General features: G+C 68.3%; 13 protein-coding genes. 8 read left to right on the forward strand and 5 right to left on the reverse strand.

The genetic code is table 11. From position 1 onward, the window contains the following. Positions 1 to 181 precede the first annotated feature (181 nt). From BLW75_RS28635 to mdlC, 3 genes are all read left to right on the forward strand, one after another. Entirely contained in the window at positions 182 to 2,851 is a 2,670-nt protein-coding gene (locus BLW75_RS28635) for a sensor histidine kinase (protein WP_198935691.1), read from the forward strand. Between the two features lie 16 nt (positions 2,852 to 2,867). After that, positions 2,868 to 3,545, forward strand: a complete 678-nt coding sequence (locus BLW75_RS28640; RefSeq protein ID WP_034308315.1) for a copper homeostasis protein CutC — start codon at positions 2,868 to 2,870, stop codon at positions 3,543 to 3,545. Positions 3,546 to 3,634: 89 nt separating this feature from the next. After that, positions 3,635 to 5,218, forward strand: coding sequence for a benzoylformate decarboxylase (gene mdlC / locus BLW75_RS28645; protein WP_034308317.1), 1,584 nt, complete (start codon positions 3,635 to 3,637; stop codon positions 5,216 to 5,218). Positions 5,219 to 5,429: 211 nt separating this feature from the next. Here mdlC and BLW75_RS28650 read toward each other — a convergent pair whose 3' ends face one another. The 5 genes from BLW75_RS28650 to BLW75_RS28670 form a co-directional block, all read right to left on the reverse strand. Next, positions 5,430 to 6,299: an ABC transporter ATP-binding protein gene (locus BLW75_RS28650; protein ID WP_034308320.1), complete on the reverse strand. Its 870-nt coding sequence runs from the start codon at positions 6,297 to 6,299 to the stop codon at positions 5,430 to 5,432. A 19-nt stretch (positions 6,300 to 6,318) separates the two neighbouring features. Then, positions 6,319 to 7,152, reverse strand: coding sequence for an ABC transporter permease (locus BLW75_RS28655; RefSeq protein ID WP_034308323.1), 834 nt, complete (start codon positions 7,150 to 7,152; stop codon positions 6,319 to 6,321). Then, a complete protein-coding gene (locus BLW75_RS28660) occupies positions 7,149 to 7,919 on the reverse strand; it encodes an ABC transporter permease (protein ID WP_034308326.1) in 771 nt (256 codons plus the stop codon). Before BLW75_RS28660 ends, BLW75_RS28655 begins: the two co-directional genes overlap by 4 nt. Before the next feature lie 8 nt (positions 7,920 to 7,927). Then, a complete protein-coding gene (locus tag BLW75_RS28665) occupies positions 7,928 to 8,932 on the reverse strand; it encodes an ABC transporter substrate-binding protein (RefSeq protein ID WP_395766745.1) in 1,005 nt (334 codons plus the stop codon). Between the two features lie 247 nt (positions 8,933 to 9,179). Next, positions 9,180 to 10,136, reverse strand: a complete 957-nt coding sequence (locus tag BLW75_RS28670; protein ID WP_034308330.1) for an ABC transporter substrate-binding protein — start codon at positions 10,134 to 10,136, stop codon at positions 9,180 to 9,182. 737 nt (positions 10,137 to 10,873) lie between these two features. On the opposite strand from BLW75_RS28670, the gene BLW75_RS28675 reads away from it, so the two are divergent. From BLW75_RS28675 to BLW75_RS28695, 5 genes are all read left to right on the forward strand, one after another. Next, the gene (locus BLW75_RS28675) at positions 10,874 to 13,981 is read left to right on the forward strand and encodes a sensor histidine kinase (RefSeq protein ID WP_034308682.1); all 3,108 of its coding nucleotides are present in this window, start codon (positions 10,874 to 10,876) and stop codon (positions 13,979 to 13,981) included. Positions 13,982 to 14,001: 20 nt separating this feature from the next. Then, entirely contained in the window at positions 14,002 to 14,460 is a 459-nt protein-coding gene (locus tag BLW75_RS28680; RefSeq protein ID WP_085939650.1) for a roadblock/LC7 domain-containing protein, read from the forward strand. 25 nt (positions 14,461 to 14,485) lie between these two features. Further along, the gene (locus tag BLW75_RS28685; RefSeq protein ID WP_034308333.1) at positions 14,486 to 15,268 is read left to right on the forward strand and encodes a DUF742 domain-containing protein; all 783 of its coding nucleotides are present in this window, start codon (positions 14,486 to 14,488) and stop codon (positions 15,266 to 15,268) included. Next, on the forward strand, positions 15,249 to 15,857 hold the full coding sequence (locus BLW75_RS28690) for a GTP-binding protein (protein WP_007033392.1): 609 nt from the start codon (positions 15,249 to 15,251) through the stop codon (positions 15,855 to 15,857). Before BLW75_RS28685 ends, BLW75_RS28690 begins: the two co-directional genes overlap by 20 nt. Before the next feature lie 427 nt (positions 15,858 to 16,284). Beyond that, complete coding sequence (locus BLW75_RS28695; RefSeq protein ID WP_005156190.1) at positions 16,285 to 16,704, forward strand: roadblock/LC7 domain-containing protein; 420 nt, start codon at positions 16,285 to 16,287, stop codon at positions 16,702 to 16,704.

Below are 16,704 nucleotides of genomic sequence, written 5' to 3' on the forward strand. Positions count from 1 at the left end.
CCGAGAGAATGTGCTCCTCCTTCTGGATCGTATGGTCCGGGCCCCATACGATCGCCTGCGGGAGGCGCCCGATGGCGCGGCTTTCGATCGTTCTCGAACCTTGTTACTCTACAGTAGGTTCGGGCTCTCGTCCCCGATGTCAGCCATGGGAAAGGGTCCCGTGGTGGGAAAAGGAAACCAGGTGGCCCGTCGCGACAAGCGTCCCCGTGGGGGCGACGCGGCGGAACGGCATCCTCGTGTCGGCGGACGCTGGCGGCTGCGGAACTGGCACCTGCGTACCAAACTCTTCGTGGTACTCCTGATTCCCGCCCTCGCGGTGGTCGCCCTCGTCGGGCTCCGGGTCAACTCCGATCTGCGGGACGCGAGGCAGCTGGCCGAGTTCGCCACCCGCGGCCGCGTCGACAGCACCGTCGCCGAGGCCGTGCACCAGCTCCAGCGCGAACGAGATCTCACCGTCCGGTTCGTCGCCGGCGATCGCAAGGGCGACCTTTCCGAACTGACGGAACAGCGCAAGCGCGTCGACGAGGCCATCGGCACGTTCGATCGCACGCTCGGCGAGAGCAAGAGCAGGCTCGGCGGCAAGACCGCGACCAGCCTGCAGCAGACCAGCGACCGGCTGCGCGTGCTGACCGGCCTCCGCTTTTCCGCGGAACACTCCGCCTTTCCCGCCGACGCGGTGCTGCGCTCCTACAGCGACCTGATCTCCGGCCTGCTCGACATCAGCGATTCCACCGCCGCCGACGTCTCCGACCCGGATCTGGGGAAGCTCCGCCTCGCGGGCAACGCCCTCGCCCGGGTCAAGGACCAGATGTCGGTCAAACGCGCGATCATGGCGGCCGCGCTCGCGCAGGGCGGCCTCAACCGGGACCGGACCCGCGCGTTGCTCGGCGCGGAGGCCGAACTCGCCGCCGCCCGCAACGACTACCGCACCTTCGCGACCCCCGAGCAGCAGCGGATGTACGACGACACGGTCATCGGCCTGATCGTCGACATCGGCAACGACATGGTCGAATCGGCGCTCATCCGCGCGGAGAACGACCAGGGGCTCGGCGGGCTGGACCCGAACCAGTGGGACACCTCCGCCACCTACACGGTCAATCTGGCCCACCAGGTGCAGCAGGCGCTGCTCGTCCAGCTTCAGGAACGCACCGACGCCCTCGCGGCACGGGCGAGGACGTCCGCGATCTGGGACGGCGGCATCGTGCTCGCCGTGCTGGTCGTCGCCGGGGTGCTCTCGGTGATCATCGCGCGATCGCTGCTGCGGCCGCTGCGGATCCTGCGCCGCAGCGCGCTCCACGTCGCCGAGCACCAGCTGCCGGCGGCCGTCGAAGGACTGCTCAGCGACCCCGAACCGCAGCCGGAAAACCTGCGGCGGCGCTTGGCCGTCGCCCCGGTCCCGGTGTTCAGCCGCGAGGAACTCGGCCAGGTGGCACGCGCGTTCGACGCGGTGCACGGCGAGGCCGTCCGGCTCGCCGGGGAACAGGCGATGCTGCGGGAGAACATCAACGCGATGTTCGTGAACCTGTCGCAGCGGAGCCAGGATCTGGTCGAACGGCAGCTGTCCGTGCTGGACCGCATGGAGGCCGACGAACAGGACCCCGACACGCTCGCCGGGCTCTTCGAACTCGACCACCTCGCGACCCGGATGCGCCGCAACAGCGAGAACCTGCTGGTGCTGTCCGGAACCGACGTCGTCCGTGAGGACGGTGGCGCCGTCGTCGCCGACGAGATCATCGGTGCCGCGCTCTCGGAGGTCGAGCACTACCAGCGGATCGAACTGGGCCCGGAACCGCGGATCGCGGTGCGCGGCGAGGCCGTCAACGATCTCGTGCACGTGGTCTCCGAGTTGCTGGAGAACGCGACCCGCTATTCGGATCAGAGCACGATGGTGCAGGTCGAGGGGCACGAGACCGACCGCGGGGAATGGCAGATCGAGATCACCGACCACGGCGCCGGGATGCCGCAGGCGGAGATCGACCGGACCAACGCGCGGCTGGCGAACCCGCCGGACGTCGACGTCGAGGTCTCCCGGCGGATGGGCCTGTTCGTGGTCGCGACGCTGGCGATCCGGCACCACATCGACGTCCGCCTCCGGTCCGCCGACGGCGGCGGGATCACCGCGGTGGTCGTCGTGCCCGCCGAACTCATCGTCGAAGCGCCCCGGCCCGCCCCGATTCCGGAACCCGTGCCCGTCACCGTCGTCGTCCCGGAGCCGGAACCCGAGCCGCCGCTGGAAGTCCCGCCGCTGCCCGAGCCGGAGGAGAGCGCCGAGGAGTCGCGGTTCGCGCCAGTGCTGGACCCCGGTCCCCTGCGGCGCGCCCCCGTCGTGGAACGCGAGAACCCGCCGGAATGGCCGTCTTCGGACGACGACGCCGTCGACCATCTCGAGCTGGACTCGCCGACCGAGCGGATGCCCAAGTACCAGAGCGTGCTTTCGCAGTGGTTCGACCACGGAGGCCCGCGCGAAGGGCCTTCGCCCGCGGAACCCGGCCCGCCTTCCTTGCCTTCGTTCGAGCCGGTGAAACACGCCGTCCCCGAGGAACCCGCGCAGGATCCGGACGAGCCGACCGAACCGACGCTGAAGCCGCTGGAGCCGAAGGAAAAGGAACCGGAACCCGCCTGGCCGACGCCCGCCGAACTGGAACAGGAGGACGGGGCGGAGGAGACCTGGCCGGTGCTGCCCGCCGTCGTTCCCGAGGCCCGGTCGCAGGACGACAGGCCGGAGAAGCCGCGAGGGGAGAGGCCGATACTCTCACTTTCCCCCGAAGCGGTCCGCGAACGGATGACCAGCCTGCAAGGCGGATTCCGGCGCGGTCGCCACGCCAGGGGTGACGACAACCCCTCGGATTGAGCGAATTGGAAGGTCCATGACCCCGAAAACCGGCCTGCTGGAAGTGATCGCGCTGACCGCGGTGGACGCGGAGCGCGCGCAGGAGGGCGGGGCCGATCGCCTCGAACTGGTCAGCGACATGGCCAGCGACGGGCTCACGCCGTCGGTCGAGACGCTGCGCGACGTACTGGGAGCCACCGATCTCCCGGTGCGGGTGATGCTGCGCGACAACATGTCCTTCGCCGCCGGTGACCTCGACGGGCTGCGTGCGGACGCCGCGCGTCTGATCGACGCGGGCGCGCGGGAGTTCGTCTTCGGCTTCCTGGACCTGGAAAGCGAAATCGACGTCGAAGCCTGCGAGACCCTGGTCAAGGAGCTCGACGGGTTGCCGTGGACCTTCCACCGTGCCATCGACCGCGCGCGGGACCCGTTGCGCACCTACGACGAGTTGGCCGCCCTCGGCTGCGACACGGTGCTCGCGGCCGGGCATCCGCACGGCGTCGCGCACGGGCTTTCGGTGCTGCAGCGGCTCGCCCGGCGTGAGGACGGGCCCCGGCTGCTGGTCGGCGGCGGTCTGCGGGCACAGCAGGTGCATCTGCTGCGAGCGGGCGGGGTCGGCGCGTTCCACGTCGGCGGCGCGGTCCGCCCGGGCGGCTGGGAGTCCGATGTGGACGTCGCCGCCGTTCGTGAGTGGGCGGCGCTGGTCAAGGAGTAGTCCGGATGCGCCGGGTCAGGTCCAGACCACATACGGTGATACGAGGTTGCATCTTCAACTATCGGGTGCCGACGAGATAGCGTGTGGCCATGGCTACCCGCACCGTACGTGACGCGACCAGGGAACTGCTGCGCGATCTGGGCCTGACCACCGTTTTCGGCAATCCCGGAACGACCGAGATCGCCTTCCTCACGGAGTGGCCCGACGACTTCACCTACGTGCTCGCGCTCCACGAGGCTTCCGTCGTCGCGATGGCCGACGGGTACGCCCGCGCGAGCAGGCAGGCGGCGCTGGTGAACCTGCACTCCGCCGGCGGGGTGGGTCACGCGCTCGGGCATATCTTCACCGCGTACCGCAACAACGCTCCGCTGATCATCCTCGCGGGCCAGCAGACCAGGTCGCTGCTGCCGGACGATCCGTTCCTCGGCGCCGTCGAGGCGGCGAACTTCCCCAAGCCGTACGTGAAGTGGAGCTGCGAGCCCGCGAGGGCCGAGGACGTCCCGGCGGCGCTGGCGCGGGCGTATCACATCGCGACGCAGGCGCCCATGGGGCCGGTGTTCGTCTCGGTGCCGGTGGACGACTGGGACGCCGAGACCTCGAAGCCGATCGTCTCCCGGCCGCGGATCCCCGGTTTCGCGCCCGATCCGTCCGCTTTGGACGAACTGGTGTCCGCCTTGGACACCGCCGAGCGCCCGGCGATCGTGGTCGGCCCCGGTATCGACGGGGAAGGCGCCGTGCCGGACGTCGTCGAACTGGCCGAGAAGGTGGGCGCCGGAGTCTGGGCGCCGCCGATGGGGGCGCGCTGCTCGTTCCCCGAGGATCACCCGCAGTTCTTCGGATTCCTGCAGCCGGAACGGAAAGCGCTCGCGAGCGCGCTGACCGAGCACGATCTCGTGGTCGTCATCGGCGCCCCGGCGTTCACCTATCACGTGTACCGGGGCGAGTCGGAAACCGCGCTGCCGCCGTTGTTCCTGGTCAGCGACGACGAACAGATCCTCGCCAGGGCCGCGGAGGGCACCGGCATCCGCGCGACGCCGAAGCTCGCGATCCGCGCACTGCTGGACCGCGCCGCGCCGCGGGAAGCGCCGAAACCCCGTACCCGGCTGGAAAAGCCCGCCGCGGTCACGCCGATCACCCCGGCCTACGCCTACTCAGTGATCTCGGAGGTCCTGCCGGAAGACGCGATCGTCGTCGAAGAGACCCCGAGCCACCGCAACGAACTGCACGACCACCTGCCGATCAAGTCCACCGACACCGGTTTCCTCACCGTCGCCAGCGGCACCCTCGGTTACGGCCTCCCGGCCGCCGTCGGTGCCGCGCTGGCCCGCCCGGACCGCAAGGTCGTCGCGATCCTCGGCGACGGGTCGAGCATGTACTGCGTCCAGGCACTGTGGACGGCGGCGCAGCACAACCTGCCGGTGACGTTCGTGATCTTCGACAACTCGCAGTACGCCGCCGTGCGCATCCTCGGCGAGGCGGCGGGCGGCGAGAAGGTGCCGGGCGTCGACCTCGGCGGCATCGATTTCCCCGCGCTGGCGAAGAGCCTGGGGCTGCGGACTTCGGTCGTCGAGAAGGCCGAAGACCTCAAGCCGACGCTGGAGGCCGCGCTGCCGGACGAACGGCCGCATCTGGTGCACGTCCGCATCGACGCGAACCCGCGCACGCTGTACTGAGAGAGCCGAAGGGCGCTTTCCCCGCATGTGATGCGGGGAAAGCGCCCTTCGACGCGTCGCGTGGTCGTGAGTTCCATGTGGAGCGTTGCGAAAGCCACTTTCGCAACACCTGCTCGGCCGCGTCGCCCACCGTGGCCCGGCGCCACTCCCAGAAGTACGTGAAGGCCCCCTTCACTGCGCCTAGCGCAATGAAGGGGGCCTTCACGTACTTTCAGCTCTTCGCGCGCGCCTCGGCCTCGGCGTCGGAGGCGGCAGCCTCCTGCTGCGCCAGTTCGTACTCGGCCGCGTCGGAAGCCGCGGTGACGGCTTCGGGGGCACCGCCGTGCAGCAGCCGCGCCACCTCACCGCGCAGCGTCACGAACTCCGCCGACTCGCGCGTGGTGATCTGGTCCCGTTCCGCGGGCAGCCCGACCGGCAGGTCCGCGACGATCTTCGCGGGCGACTTCGACAGCACCAGCACCCGGTCCGACAGGTAGACGCTCTCGTCGATGTCGTGCGTGACGACGAGGACCGTGCTCCCGTTCTCACGCTGCACGCGCCGAGTCAGGTCTTCGAGCTCGAACCGCGTCTGCGCGTCGACCGACGCGAACGGCTCATCCATCAGCAGCAGGGCCGGACGGCTGGCCAGCGCCCGCGCGATCGACACGCGCTGCTGCATACCGCCCGAGAGCTGCCACGGGAACTTCGAGCCGACCCCGGAAAGACCGACCGACTCCAGCGCCTCCTGCGCCCGCGTTCGGCGCTCTGAGCGGCTCAAGTTGCGCCACCGCAAGGGGAACTCGACGTTCTTCGCGACCGACAGCCAGGGGAACAGCGAACGGCTGTAGTCCTGGAACACGACGGCCAGATCCTCCGGGACGCCGGAGACGTCGTCGCCGTGCAGGCTGACGCGGCCGGACGTCGGCTTGATCAGCCCGGCGATGCAGCGCAGGAGCGTCGACTTGCCGCAGCCCGACGGGCCGACGATGCTCGCGAGCTGTCCCGCTTCGACGGTGAACGACAGGTCGTTGACCGCGACGTGCGCCTTTTCTCCCGCGCCGTACCGGTGGTTCAGCCCGGAGACTTCGAGCATGGTTGACATCTTGCTGACCCTTCGAAAACTAGAGACGGCCGTTGCGGGTGGGCTGCCAGCGAAGCACTCTCTGCTCCACCGCGAGGAAGGCCGCGTTGAACCCGAAGCCGAGGAGCCCGAGCAGGACCAGCCACGACCACATGAGCGGGAAGTCGAACGCCTGCTGGGCGTCCATCAGGGACCGGCCGATGCCGTTGTAGGAGCCGACCAGTTCCGAGATCACCATCAGCAGCAAGGAGATGGACAGGCTCAGCCGCAGACCCGCGAAGATCTTCGGCCCGGCGGCGGGCAGCACGATCGAGCGCACCCAGTACGACCGGGGGGTCCGGAACGACTTCGCGGTGTCGATCTTCACCTGGTCCACCGACTGGACGCCGTCCACGGTGTTGAGCAGCACCGGCCAGATCGCGCCGAAGATGATCGATCCGGTCTGCATCCCCGGCCCGAGTCCGAAAAGGACGATGAACACCGGGATCAGCGCGGGCGGCGGCACCGAGCGGAAGAACGCGAAAAGCGGTCCGACGTAGTCCATCCCGGTCTTCGACCGTCCCAAAAGGACACCCAGCGCGACACCGAGGGCGCCGGCCAGGAGCCAGCCGCCGAGCGTCCGGCCGAGGCTCGGCAGGACATTGTCGAACACGGTGTCGGTCAGGAACAGCTGTGAGGCCGGGCCGGTGAACCACAGTTTCACCGAGGCGGACAGGATCTCGGTCGGTGGCGGGAAGAACGGGCTTTCCGCGAGCCTGGTCGCGAGCTCCCAGATCCCGAGCAGGGCGAAGAACAGCAGCCAGTTGCGGACCAGGATGCCGATACCCCGGCCCACGCGCCTGCCGACGCGGCTGGTCAGCGTGAGGGTCGTCACGAGACCGCCTCCCGGTCGACCGTGCTCCAGCGGAACGCCCGCCTGCCGATCATCTCGAGCCCGCCGTTGATGAGGAAGCCGAGCGCGCCGACCACCACGGTGCCGGCGAGCACGAGGTCGAACCTGGTGGAACCGGTGCTGGCCTGCATGATGAAGTTGCCGATGCCGAGTTTGGCGCCGGCGAGGAACTCGGTACTGACCACCGCGATCAGCGCGATGTTGGCGGACAGCCGGACCCCGGTGAACACGAACGGCGCGGTATGCGGCAGCGCCACCGACGTCAACGTCCGGAACTTGCTGGTACCGCAGGCTTTCGCGGTCTCCTGCAGCACGGGGTCGATCTCGCCGAGCGCGTAGATCGTGTTGAACATGATGGGCCACAACGACGCGTACACGGCCAGCGTGATCTTCGCTTCGGGCCCGCCGCCGATCAGCAGGAGCACCAGCGGGATCAGCGCGACGGCGGGGATCGGCCGCAGGAACTCGATGACCACCGCGGTCGCGGTGCGCAGGCCGGGGATGCTGCCCAGCAGCAGCCCGGCGGGCACGGCGATGGCGACCGCGATCAGCAGGGCGATCGCCCACGCGAGGAACGTGGCGACCAGGTCCCGGATGAACTGGGTCTCGCCGAACTGTTCGAAGATCGTCACGAGGACGACGGACGGCGGGGGGAGGAACTCTTTACGGACCAGGCCGGCCTGGACGATCACTTCCCAGACGAGGAAGAAACCGGCCAGACCGGCCAGGGCACGGAGAAGTCGTGGCACCTTGACCTTTATCCAGCTTGAGGGGCGAGCATCGGAGCGGCGTCGAGCTTGGCCGTGATCACTCCGGTCTGCAGCAGCAGGTCCGGCACGCGCTGCAGGCGACGGGCGTCCAGTGTGGACCCGAACGTCGGCAGCGTGAGCAGTGAAGCGGTTTCGGCGTCGACCTTGGCGTACTTGACGATCATCGGTTCGATCTTGGAACGGTCGGCCGAATCGCGCACGGCCTTGGCCAGTGCGCGCTGGAACGCGGCCAGCGTCTTGGGGTTCTTGTCCACGAAGGAGCCGAGCGCACCGAAGCCCGCCAGGGGGAAGTCCTGGGTGGCGCCGGTCGAGATGTCGACGACCGGGGTCGCGCCGACGACCTTCGAGGCCTGGGTCAGGAACGGCTCGGGCAGGTAACCCGCGTCGACCTGGCCCGACGAGAGCGCCGCGGCGATGTTCGGCAGCTGCATGGGCACCCACTGGACCTTGCTGGTGTCCACGCCGTGGTCCTTCATCACCGAGACGGTGAGCAGGTGGGAGGCGGTGTTCTTGTCGGTGATCGCGATCTTCTTGCCCGCGAGGTCGTTGATCGTCTTGACCGAGGAGGTCGGCACGGTGACGACGGCGTTGCTCTTGGGGCTGGCCGAAACGGAGTCGGCGACGAGGCGGATGTCGGCCGCGCCCTTGCTCTTCGCGACGAAGAACGGCATGTAGGTGGAGAAGGCGATGTCGACCTCGCCACCGATCATCTTGGTCATCGCCTGCTGGCCACTGGGGGCGTCGACCGCTTCGACCTCGAGACCTTCGGCCTTGAAGTAGCCGCCTTCCTGCGCCAGCCGCAGCGGCGCGAGGTCGACGACTGGCAGCAGGGCCACCTTGATCTTCGGCTTCTCCAGCCCGCCTTCGCCACCCGACGCCTTCGACGTGTCCTCTCCACCGAGTGCGCCACAGGCGCCCAACGTGGCCAGCATGAGCGCGCTCAGGGCGACGCTGACGGCACCCCGTCCTCTCCGTGCACCGTTCCTGCTCATGGCGTTTCGAAACAAAGCCAGCTCCTCGGAAACAATGAATCACCGTTGGGTTTTTTCATCCGTGTCGTGGCTTCATTTCGCCAGGCACGCGGTCACCTTAGAGATTTGCCCACCTGCTCACAATGGGTGTCGTGAGCGGGTGATCATTTTAGGCCATTCGCCCGATCGCTTGATCACCCGCTTGGACATCATTACTTTCAGTGACTGAATTCCGCGTGAATGGGCAATTCAGAGTAACCGCGAGTCATCAGCTGGTGGTCTGCGCCGCGATCATCGGGCCGACGTCGATCTTGGTCTGGATCGCGCCCATCTGCAGGAGCAGGTCCGGGACCCGCTGGATGCGGCGGGGGTCCAGGGTGGACTGGAACGTCAGCAGCGTGGTCAGCGCGGCGGTGTCCTGGTCGATCTTGGCGTACTTGACCAGCAGCGGCTCGATCTTGGAGCGGTCCGCCGCGTCGCGGGTGGCCTTCTGCATGGCGCGCTGGAAGGCGGCCACGGTCTTCGGGTTCTCCGAGACGAACTTGCCGAGCGAGCCGTAGCCCGCGGTGGGGAAGTCCTGGGTCGCGCCGGTGGCGGTGTCCACGACCGGGACGGTGCCCGCCTGCTTGGCGGTCTGGGTGATGAACGGCTCGGTCAGGAAGCCGGCGTCGATGTCACCGTTCTTGAGCGCGGTTCCGACGTTCGGCAGCGGGATCGGCACCCACTGGACCTTGCTGGCGTCGACGCCGTGGTCCTTCATGACCGATTTGGACAGTGTGTCCGACACGGTGTTCGGCGCGGTGATGCCGATCTTCTTGCCGGCCAGGTCACTGACGCTCTTCACCGAAGACGTCGGCAGGGTGACCAGCATCGTGCTCTTCGGGCCCGCGGAGGAAGCGTCCGCCACCAGCTTGATGTCGGCGGTGTTCTTGCTCATCGCGATGAAGAACGGCGTGTAGCTCGCGTACGCGATGTCGACTTCGCCGCCGATCAGCTTGGTCAGCGAGACCTGGCCGGTCGCGGCTTCGATGGCCTCGACCTCGAGACCTTCGTTCTTGAAGTAGCCGCCGTCCTGGGCGAGACGCAACGGGGCCAGGTCGATCGTCGACATCACGGCGACCTTGATCTTCGACTTCTCCAGGTTCCCCGAGCCGCCGGAGGAGGACGAATCGTCGCCGCCGAGGAGTCCGCAGCCGCTGACCGATACCGAAACTGCGGCCGCCATCGCGAATGCGAGGGCTCCACGCCGACCCAGGCTGACGCTCAAGGCCTTCTTCGAGCTTGCAGAGCCAAGCAAGTGATGCTCCTGATCAAGGGGAGGGACACGTGATGACGTGGCCTGATGTGGAATTCGGAAGTGACTCTTTGTCTCAAGTCAGGGCCCACTGTAGAGAACACACACTGTGCTCACAATGGGTGGTCATCCCATGATCCCAAGTGGTAACGATCACCCGAACAGGTTGTTTGTCAGAAGTGAACACAACTGGGCGTGTTCGCGCCGGGGACTTGTTGACAACTGAGCGCCCACGGGTCAAGACCCGTCCGGGGCTTTCTCGGAGGTCTTGACCGAAGGGTTACATCTGGGCCGCCCGTTCGCTACCCTCATGCACCGGTAGTGAGGTGTGGACCACTGATGTAGTGAAAGAGAGTGCCTTGGATGGCCGAACGCTCTGGACCTTTCCCGAGGTGCAAGGCACTCTGTGTCGCACACGTCAAATACGGTGAACACGTCCGTGCTTCACTGGTGCGCGCCCGCGCACTGGCGGGTTAGGCCGAACAGACCAATGGCACCGAGCAGGGTTTCGGTCAAGTGCACTTGAGAGATCACGTCGAAGAAGACTTCCTCATTCGGATGAGTGGATACTCACGCCGTGCGCATCCCTCCCGAATGAGGGGAGTGTGCGGGTAGTGGTCTCCGACAACCGACCCAGACAGCAGCAGTACGGCCAGCTCGAGAACGGCATGTCCAAAATGGGCTTTCCCGGCCCGAATGAAGATGATGGTGGTGCGGCGGTGCCGAACGAAGACACCGCGGGGGTGGGAGGGGCCCCTGCGCGGGATACCGGAGACGGTCCTGGTGGGAAGGCCGGGTCGTTCCTGGGCCTGCGTAACTGGCGTCTGCGATCGAAGCTCGCGGCCATTCTGATCATTCCGACGCTGACGGCGCTCGCGCTCGGCACGCTGCGCGTGATCGACGACAGCGGCGAGGCGGCGAGGTTCCAGGACACCGCCGACCAGGTCGCGTTCGCCGACAAGATCACGCTCGTGGTGCACGAGCTTCAGAGCGAACGCGCGCTCGCCGTCGCCAAGATCGCCTCCGGTGACCCGTCGCGCCAGAACGGTCTCGACGCACAGATCGCCAAGGTCGACCGCGCCATCGACGATCTGCGGGCCTCGGCGAACCAGATCAACCCGGACGATCAGGACACCAGGGACCGCTACTCGCGTGGTCTGCAGCGGCTCGACGCCTTGCGCCCGCTGCGCGGCGCGATGAACACCTCGCTCCTGGGCGACACGCCGGTCCTCATCGCCTACTCCGGCATCCTCGACTCGCTGGTCCAGCTCGGCCGTGAGGTGACCACCGCGGTGGCCAACCGCGACGTGCTCCGGCTCGGTGTCACCGTGCAGGCCATCAGTGAGAGCAAGGAGTTCATCGCCCGCGGTGACGCGGCGCTGCTGATCGCCTCCTTCCGCTCCGGGTTCCCCGGCGACCTGTTCGACCAGGCCCGCTCGGCGGTCGCGAGCGGCGACGCCTCGACGGCGGCCTTCGTCGCCAACGCCAGCCCCGAGCAGCGGCAGCTCTACTCGGACACCTTCTCCGGCCCCGAGGTCGACGACCGCCGCCGGATCACCACGATGGCGTTCTCGCTGCACCAGCAGAACGAGCCGCCGTCGATCGACAACGTCGCCCTCGGCAACGACAGCCGGGTCGCGCTGGACAAGCTGCGCGCGGTCGAGACCAACCTCCTCGGCCAGCTGCGGGCACAGGCCGACGGCCTGGCCACCGACGCGATCAACTCGGCCTGGATCGGTGGCGCGATCGTGCTGCTGGCCCTGCTCGCGGCGCTGTTCTTGATGCTCGTCATCGCCCGCTTGATGCTCCGCCCGCTGCGGGTGCTGCGGAAGACGGCGCTCGACGTCGCGTACACACGACTGCCGGAAACCGTGCAAGCCATCCTCGACGACCCGGACCCGGTCAACGCCTCGAAGCGGTCGGTCGAGCCGGTGCCCGTCACTTCGCGTGACGAGATCGGTGAAGTGGCGCGGTCGTTCGACGTCGTCCACGAACAGGCCGTCAAGATGGCCGCCGAACAGGCCCTCCTGCGCGAGAACGTCAACGGCATCTTCGTGAACCTGTCCCGCCGGTCGCAGCGGCTGGTGGAACGCCAGCTCGGCGTCATCGACCGGCTCGAGGCCGACGAGCAGGACCCGGACCACTTGGCCAGCCTGTTCGAACTCGACCACCTCGCCACGCGGCTGCGCCGCAACGGTGAAAGCCTCCTGGTGCTCTCGGGCGCCGGTCTCGCGAAGTCGGTGCCCAAGCCGGTGCCCGCCGCCGACGTCATCGGCGCCGCGGTCTCGGAGATCGAGCAGTACGCCCGGATCGAGATCGGGATCGTCCCCGAGGTCGCCGTCCAGGGCCTGACGATCCACGACCTCGTGCACGTGCTCGCGGAACTGCTGGACAACGCCACCTACTTCTCCGAGCCGGAGACGAAGGTGACCGTCCGCGCGGTGATCACCCGCAAGAAGGCGCTCGCCATCCAGGTCACCGACCACGGTGTCGGCATGACCGAGGAGCGCCTCGCCGAGGTCAACCAGCGGCTCGCCGACCCGCCGGACCTGGACGTCTCGGTGACCCGGCGGATGGGCCTGTACGTGGTCGCGCGCCTGGCGCGCCGTCACGGCATCGAGGTCCGGCTCCGGGAGAACGAGGACATCGAGGGTGGCGTGATCGCGCGGGTCGTCGTGCCCGCCGAGCTGCTCACGCAGATGCGGCCCGGCGTGCGCAACACCCCGCCGCCGGCGAACCGCTCGGAAACGTCGATGCCCTCGATGCCGTCGGTGTCCGACATGTCGACCTCGCTGCCGAACATCCCGGCTTCCGACCGCGGCCTGGAGATGACGCCACCGCCGCCGTCGAAGCCCCCGGCTTCGCAACCGGTCGCGCAGCAGGGCGGGCTCGTCCCGCTCGACCAGCCGATCAGCCTCGACGACCTGGTCGCGGGCAAGAACGCGGCCGGGCCGTTCCTCAGCCCCGCGAAGCCTGCCGAGGAGACCCCGGCGTGGCCGACGGCCGAAGACATCTCGCCCACCAACGGCGACGGTGCCTCCAGCGGCACCGAGACACAGTTCGCGTCGCTGGTCCTGCCGAAGCGGGAGCCGAAGTACACCCCGGTCGAGCCGCAGAACAAGCCGGAGGAGCATTCGGACGCCGGCAAGTCGGCGCTCGACGACGACGTGCCCACCCGGCGGCTGCCGATCTACCAGTCGGTGCTCTCGCGCTGGTTCAGCGAAGGCGACGAGGCCGGAGGCGACAGCCCGACCACCTACACCGAGCCGGTCGAGTCCGATGCGTCCGCGCAGACCCGTAACGGTGGTGCCGAAGGGGAGGAACCGGCCGCGGAGGACACTTCCGGAGAGGCATTGCCCACTCGGACGCCGCGGAGTGTTCCGCCGGAGACTGTGCTCCAGGACAATGGCTGGCGCAGCGCGTCGGACGACGGCTGGCAGGCGGCGCAGGTCCTGTACGAAGACCGGAACGACGAGATCACCCCGGCGGGCCTGCCCAAACGGGTGCCGAACCAGTACCTCGTCCCCGGCTCGATCGGCGGGAACGAGCCGAAGAAGGAAGACTCGTTCGCCGACAAGACCTCCGGAATGCCGGGAACGGGTGCGATCGCCCGCTCGGCGACGGCGGCGCGGAGTCGGATGGCAAGCTTCCAGCAGGGCTACAAGTCGGGACGGCACGCGTTGAAGGAACGTCCGATCGACGCGCTGGATGACAACGGCGTTCCGGTGACTGGCGGGGATGCGGGTTCCCCTGCCGATGACAGCAGTAAGGAGTGACAGTGACACGGGCGGGTGCGATGCAGCCGGGTGGTCCGGCGCAGCCTGGCGGCCAGGCGCAGGGTAAAGGACACACGAGCAGCTTTGCCTGGCTGATCACGGATTTCGTGCACCGGGTCCCGGGCGCGGCGCATGCCGTGGTGGTGTCGGCGGACGGTTTGCTGCTGGCCTCGTCGAAGGGACTTCCCAAGGACAGGGCCGATCAGCTGGCCGCCGTCGCGTCGGGGCTCACGAGCCTCGCCCGCGGTGCGGCGAAGGTGTTCGAAGGTGGCACGGTCGCCCAGACGGTGGTCGAGATGGCCAACGGCTTCCTCTTCCTGATGTCGGTGTCCGACGGGTCCTGCCTGGCGGTCCTCGGCTCGCCGGAGAGCGACATCGGCTTGGTCGTCTACGAGATGACCCTGCTGGTGGAACGGGTGGGGCAACAGCTGACACCGGAGATGCGCGCGCAGCTGCAGGGCGCGTCGGTCCGCCGCTGAGCGACCGGGAACCGAGGAGAATGCCGTGGACGACGGGCGCTTGAGGGGCGATGGCCGGCTCGGTGACGACTTCTCCGGCGGGTGGTCGGAACGTGACGACGGCCGGGAGGACTGGACGTCCTTCCGGGACCGGGTCGACCGCGAATGGCGATCGCGGCGGGCACAGGGGTCGGACAACGACCCCGTGTCCCCGGACGAGGCTTCCCGCTGGCTGACCGATTCGAACGCGGGTCAGGGACCCGCCGATTTCAGCGTTTCGGACTACCGGGAACGCCTCCTCGGCGGCCCCGGGGCGGAACTGTTCGGTGGTGGCAGCGGTCCGCTCTACGATTCCGGCGAATTCGCCAAATTCTCCTTCGACAAGGAGGAGGAGCGCCGGGCGGCGGCCGCCGCCGACCCGCTCGCCGCGGCACTGCCGCAGCAGGCGCAGAACGAGTACGTCGACGAGCAGTACACCACCGACGTCGAATCCTCCGGCCTGGTCCGGCCGTACTTCCGCACGCGGGGACGGACCAAGCCGACGTACGACCTTGCCATCGAGGCGCTGATCTCGACCAGCGAACAGGGACGCGTGCTCGACCGGGTACGCGTCCCCGAACACCGGTCGATCTGCGACCTTTGCCTGGACACCCGGTCCGTCGCCGAAGTCGCGGCGCTGTTGCGCCTGCCGCTCGGCGTGGTCCGGGTGCTGATCGGAGACGTGGCCGGCCTCGGTCTGGTCCTGGTGCACACCGCCAGCCAGAACGTGGGTGACCGGCCGAGTATCGAGTTCATGGAGAGGGTGCTCAGTGGGCTTCGGAGAATTTGACTCCGACGCGAATGCGCCGCAGGTGACCGGACCGACTTCGTCGGCCAAGATCGTGGTCGCTGGCGGATTCGGCTCGGGGAAGACCACGCTGGTCGGAGCGGTTTCGGAGATCGATCCGCTGACCACCGAGGCCATGATGACCGAGGCCAGTACCGGCGTCGACGACAATTCGGCCACCCCGAACAAGTCGACGACGACCGTGGCCATGGACTTCGGCCGGATTTCGCTGGACTCGGACTTGGTGCTGTACGTGTTCGGTACGCCGGGCCAGCACCGGTTCTGGTTCATGTGGGACGACCTCGCGGTCGGCGCCATCGGTGCCGTCGTGCTGGTCGACACGCGGCGGCTCGCCGACGCGTTCCCGTCGATCGACTTCTTCGAGAACCGGAAGCTGCCGTACGTCGTGGCGATCAACTGCTTCGACCGGCTGCTGCACCACCAGATCGAGGACGTCCGGCACGCGCTGACGATCTCCCCGTCCGTGCCGATCATGGCCTGTGACGCCCGGGAACGTGAGTCCGCCAAGCAGGTGTTGATCTCGGTCGTGCAGCACGCCATCGCACACGATTCGGCGTTGCGCGCCGGGTAAAGGCGACAAAAGCCCGGAGCGGATGCGGCCGTTGGAGTGAACTCGGCAGGCTTCACCCGCTTCGGGGAGTGGCGTCACCGGCCGGACCGGACGCGGGCGGCCCCTTTCCCGCTATCCGGCGCCGGCGCCACTCGATCGGGCGACCGTGACGCCGATGACCTGCGCGGACACCGGTTCACACCTGGTCGCACCCGGCCACCACGGGGTGACCCACGAATGCGTGGTTCGCGATGGGTCGACGCGGTGAGCGGCTGGACGTTTACGTTCGGTTAACGCCGATGGCCGGGTGGCGGACTCGACACGATCGACGGGACGAATACGCTGGGTGGAGGCGTCTTTCGGCTCGACGGCACCGGGATCGGTGCAGGTCGGCGCGAGACGCCCGGACCACGCCGCCCAGGTGGTCTTGAGCACCGAGGAGGGACTTGTGACGGCATCCGGGCAGCAAAGCTCGTTCGGCTGGCTCATCACGGATTTCGCGCGCCGGGTTCCCGGCGCGGCGCACGCCGTGCTGGTCTCCGCGGACGGGCTTCTCCTCGCGCCGTCGGACGGACTGCCGCAGGAACGGGCCGAACAACTGTCCGCGGTCGCCTCCGGACTGATCAGCCTCACCGCCGGCGCGGCGCGCTGCTTCGACGCGGGCGGGGTCAACCAGACCGTCGTCGAGATGGAACGCGGCTACCTCTTCCTCATGTCGGTCGCCGACGGCTCGTCGCTCGCCGTGCTGGCCGCGCCGACCTGTGACATCGGCACGGTGGCCTACGAGATGACGCTGCTCGTCGAGCGGGTCGGCCAGCAGATCACGCCCGAGCTGCGTGCGCAGCTCCAGGGCGGCGTACGTGGGTGA

The organism is Amycolatopsis lurida, from assembly GCF_900105055.1.
Classification (GTDB): domain Bacteria; phylum Actinomycetota; class Actinomycetes; order Mycobacteriales; family Pseudonocardiaceae; genus Amycolatopsis; species Amycolatopsis lurida.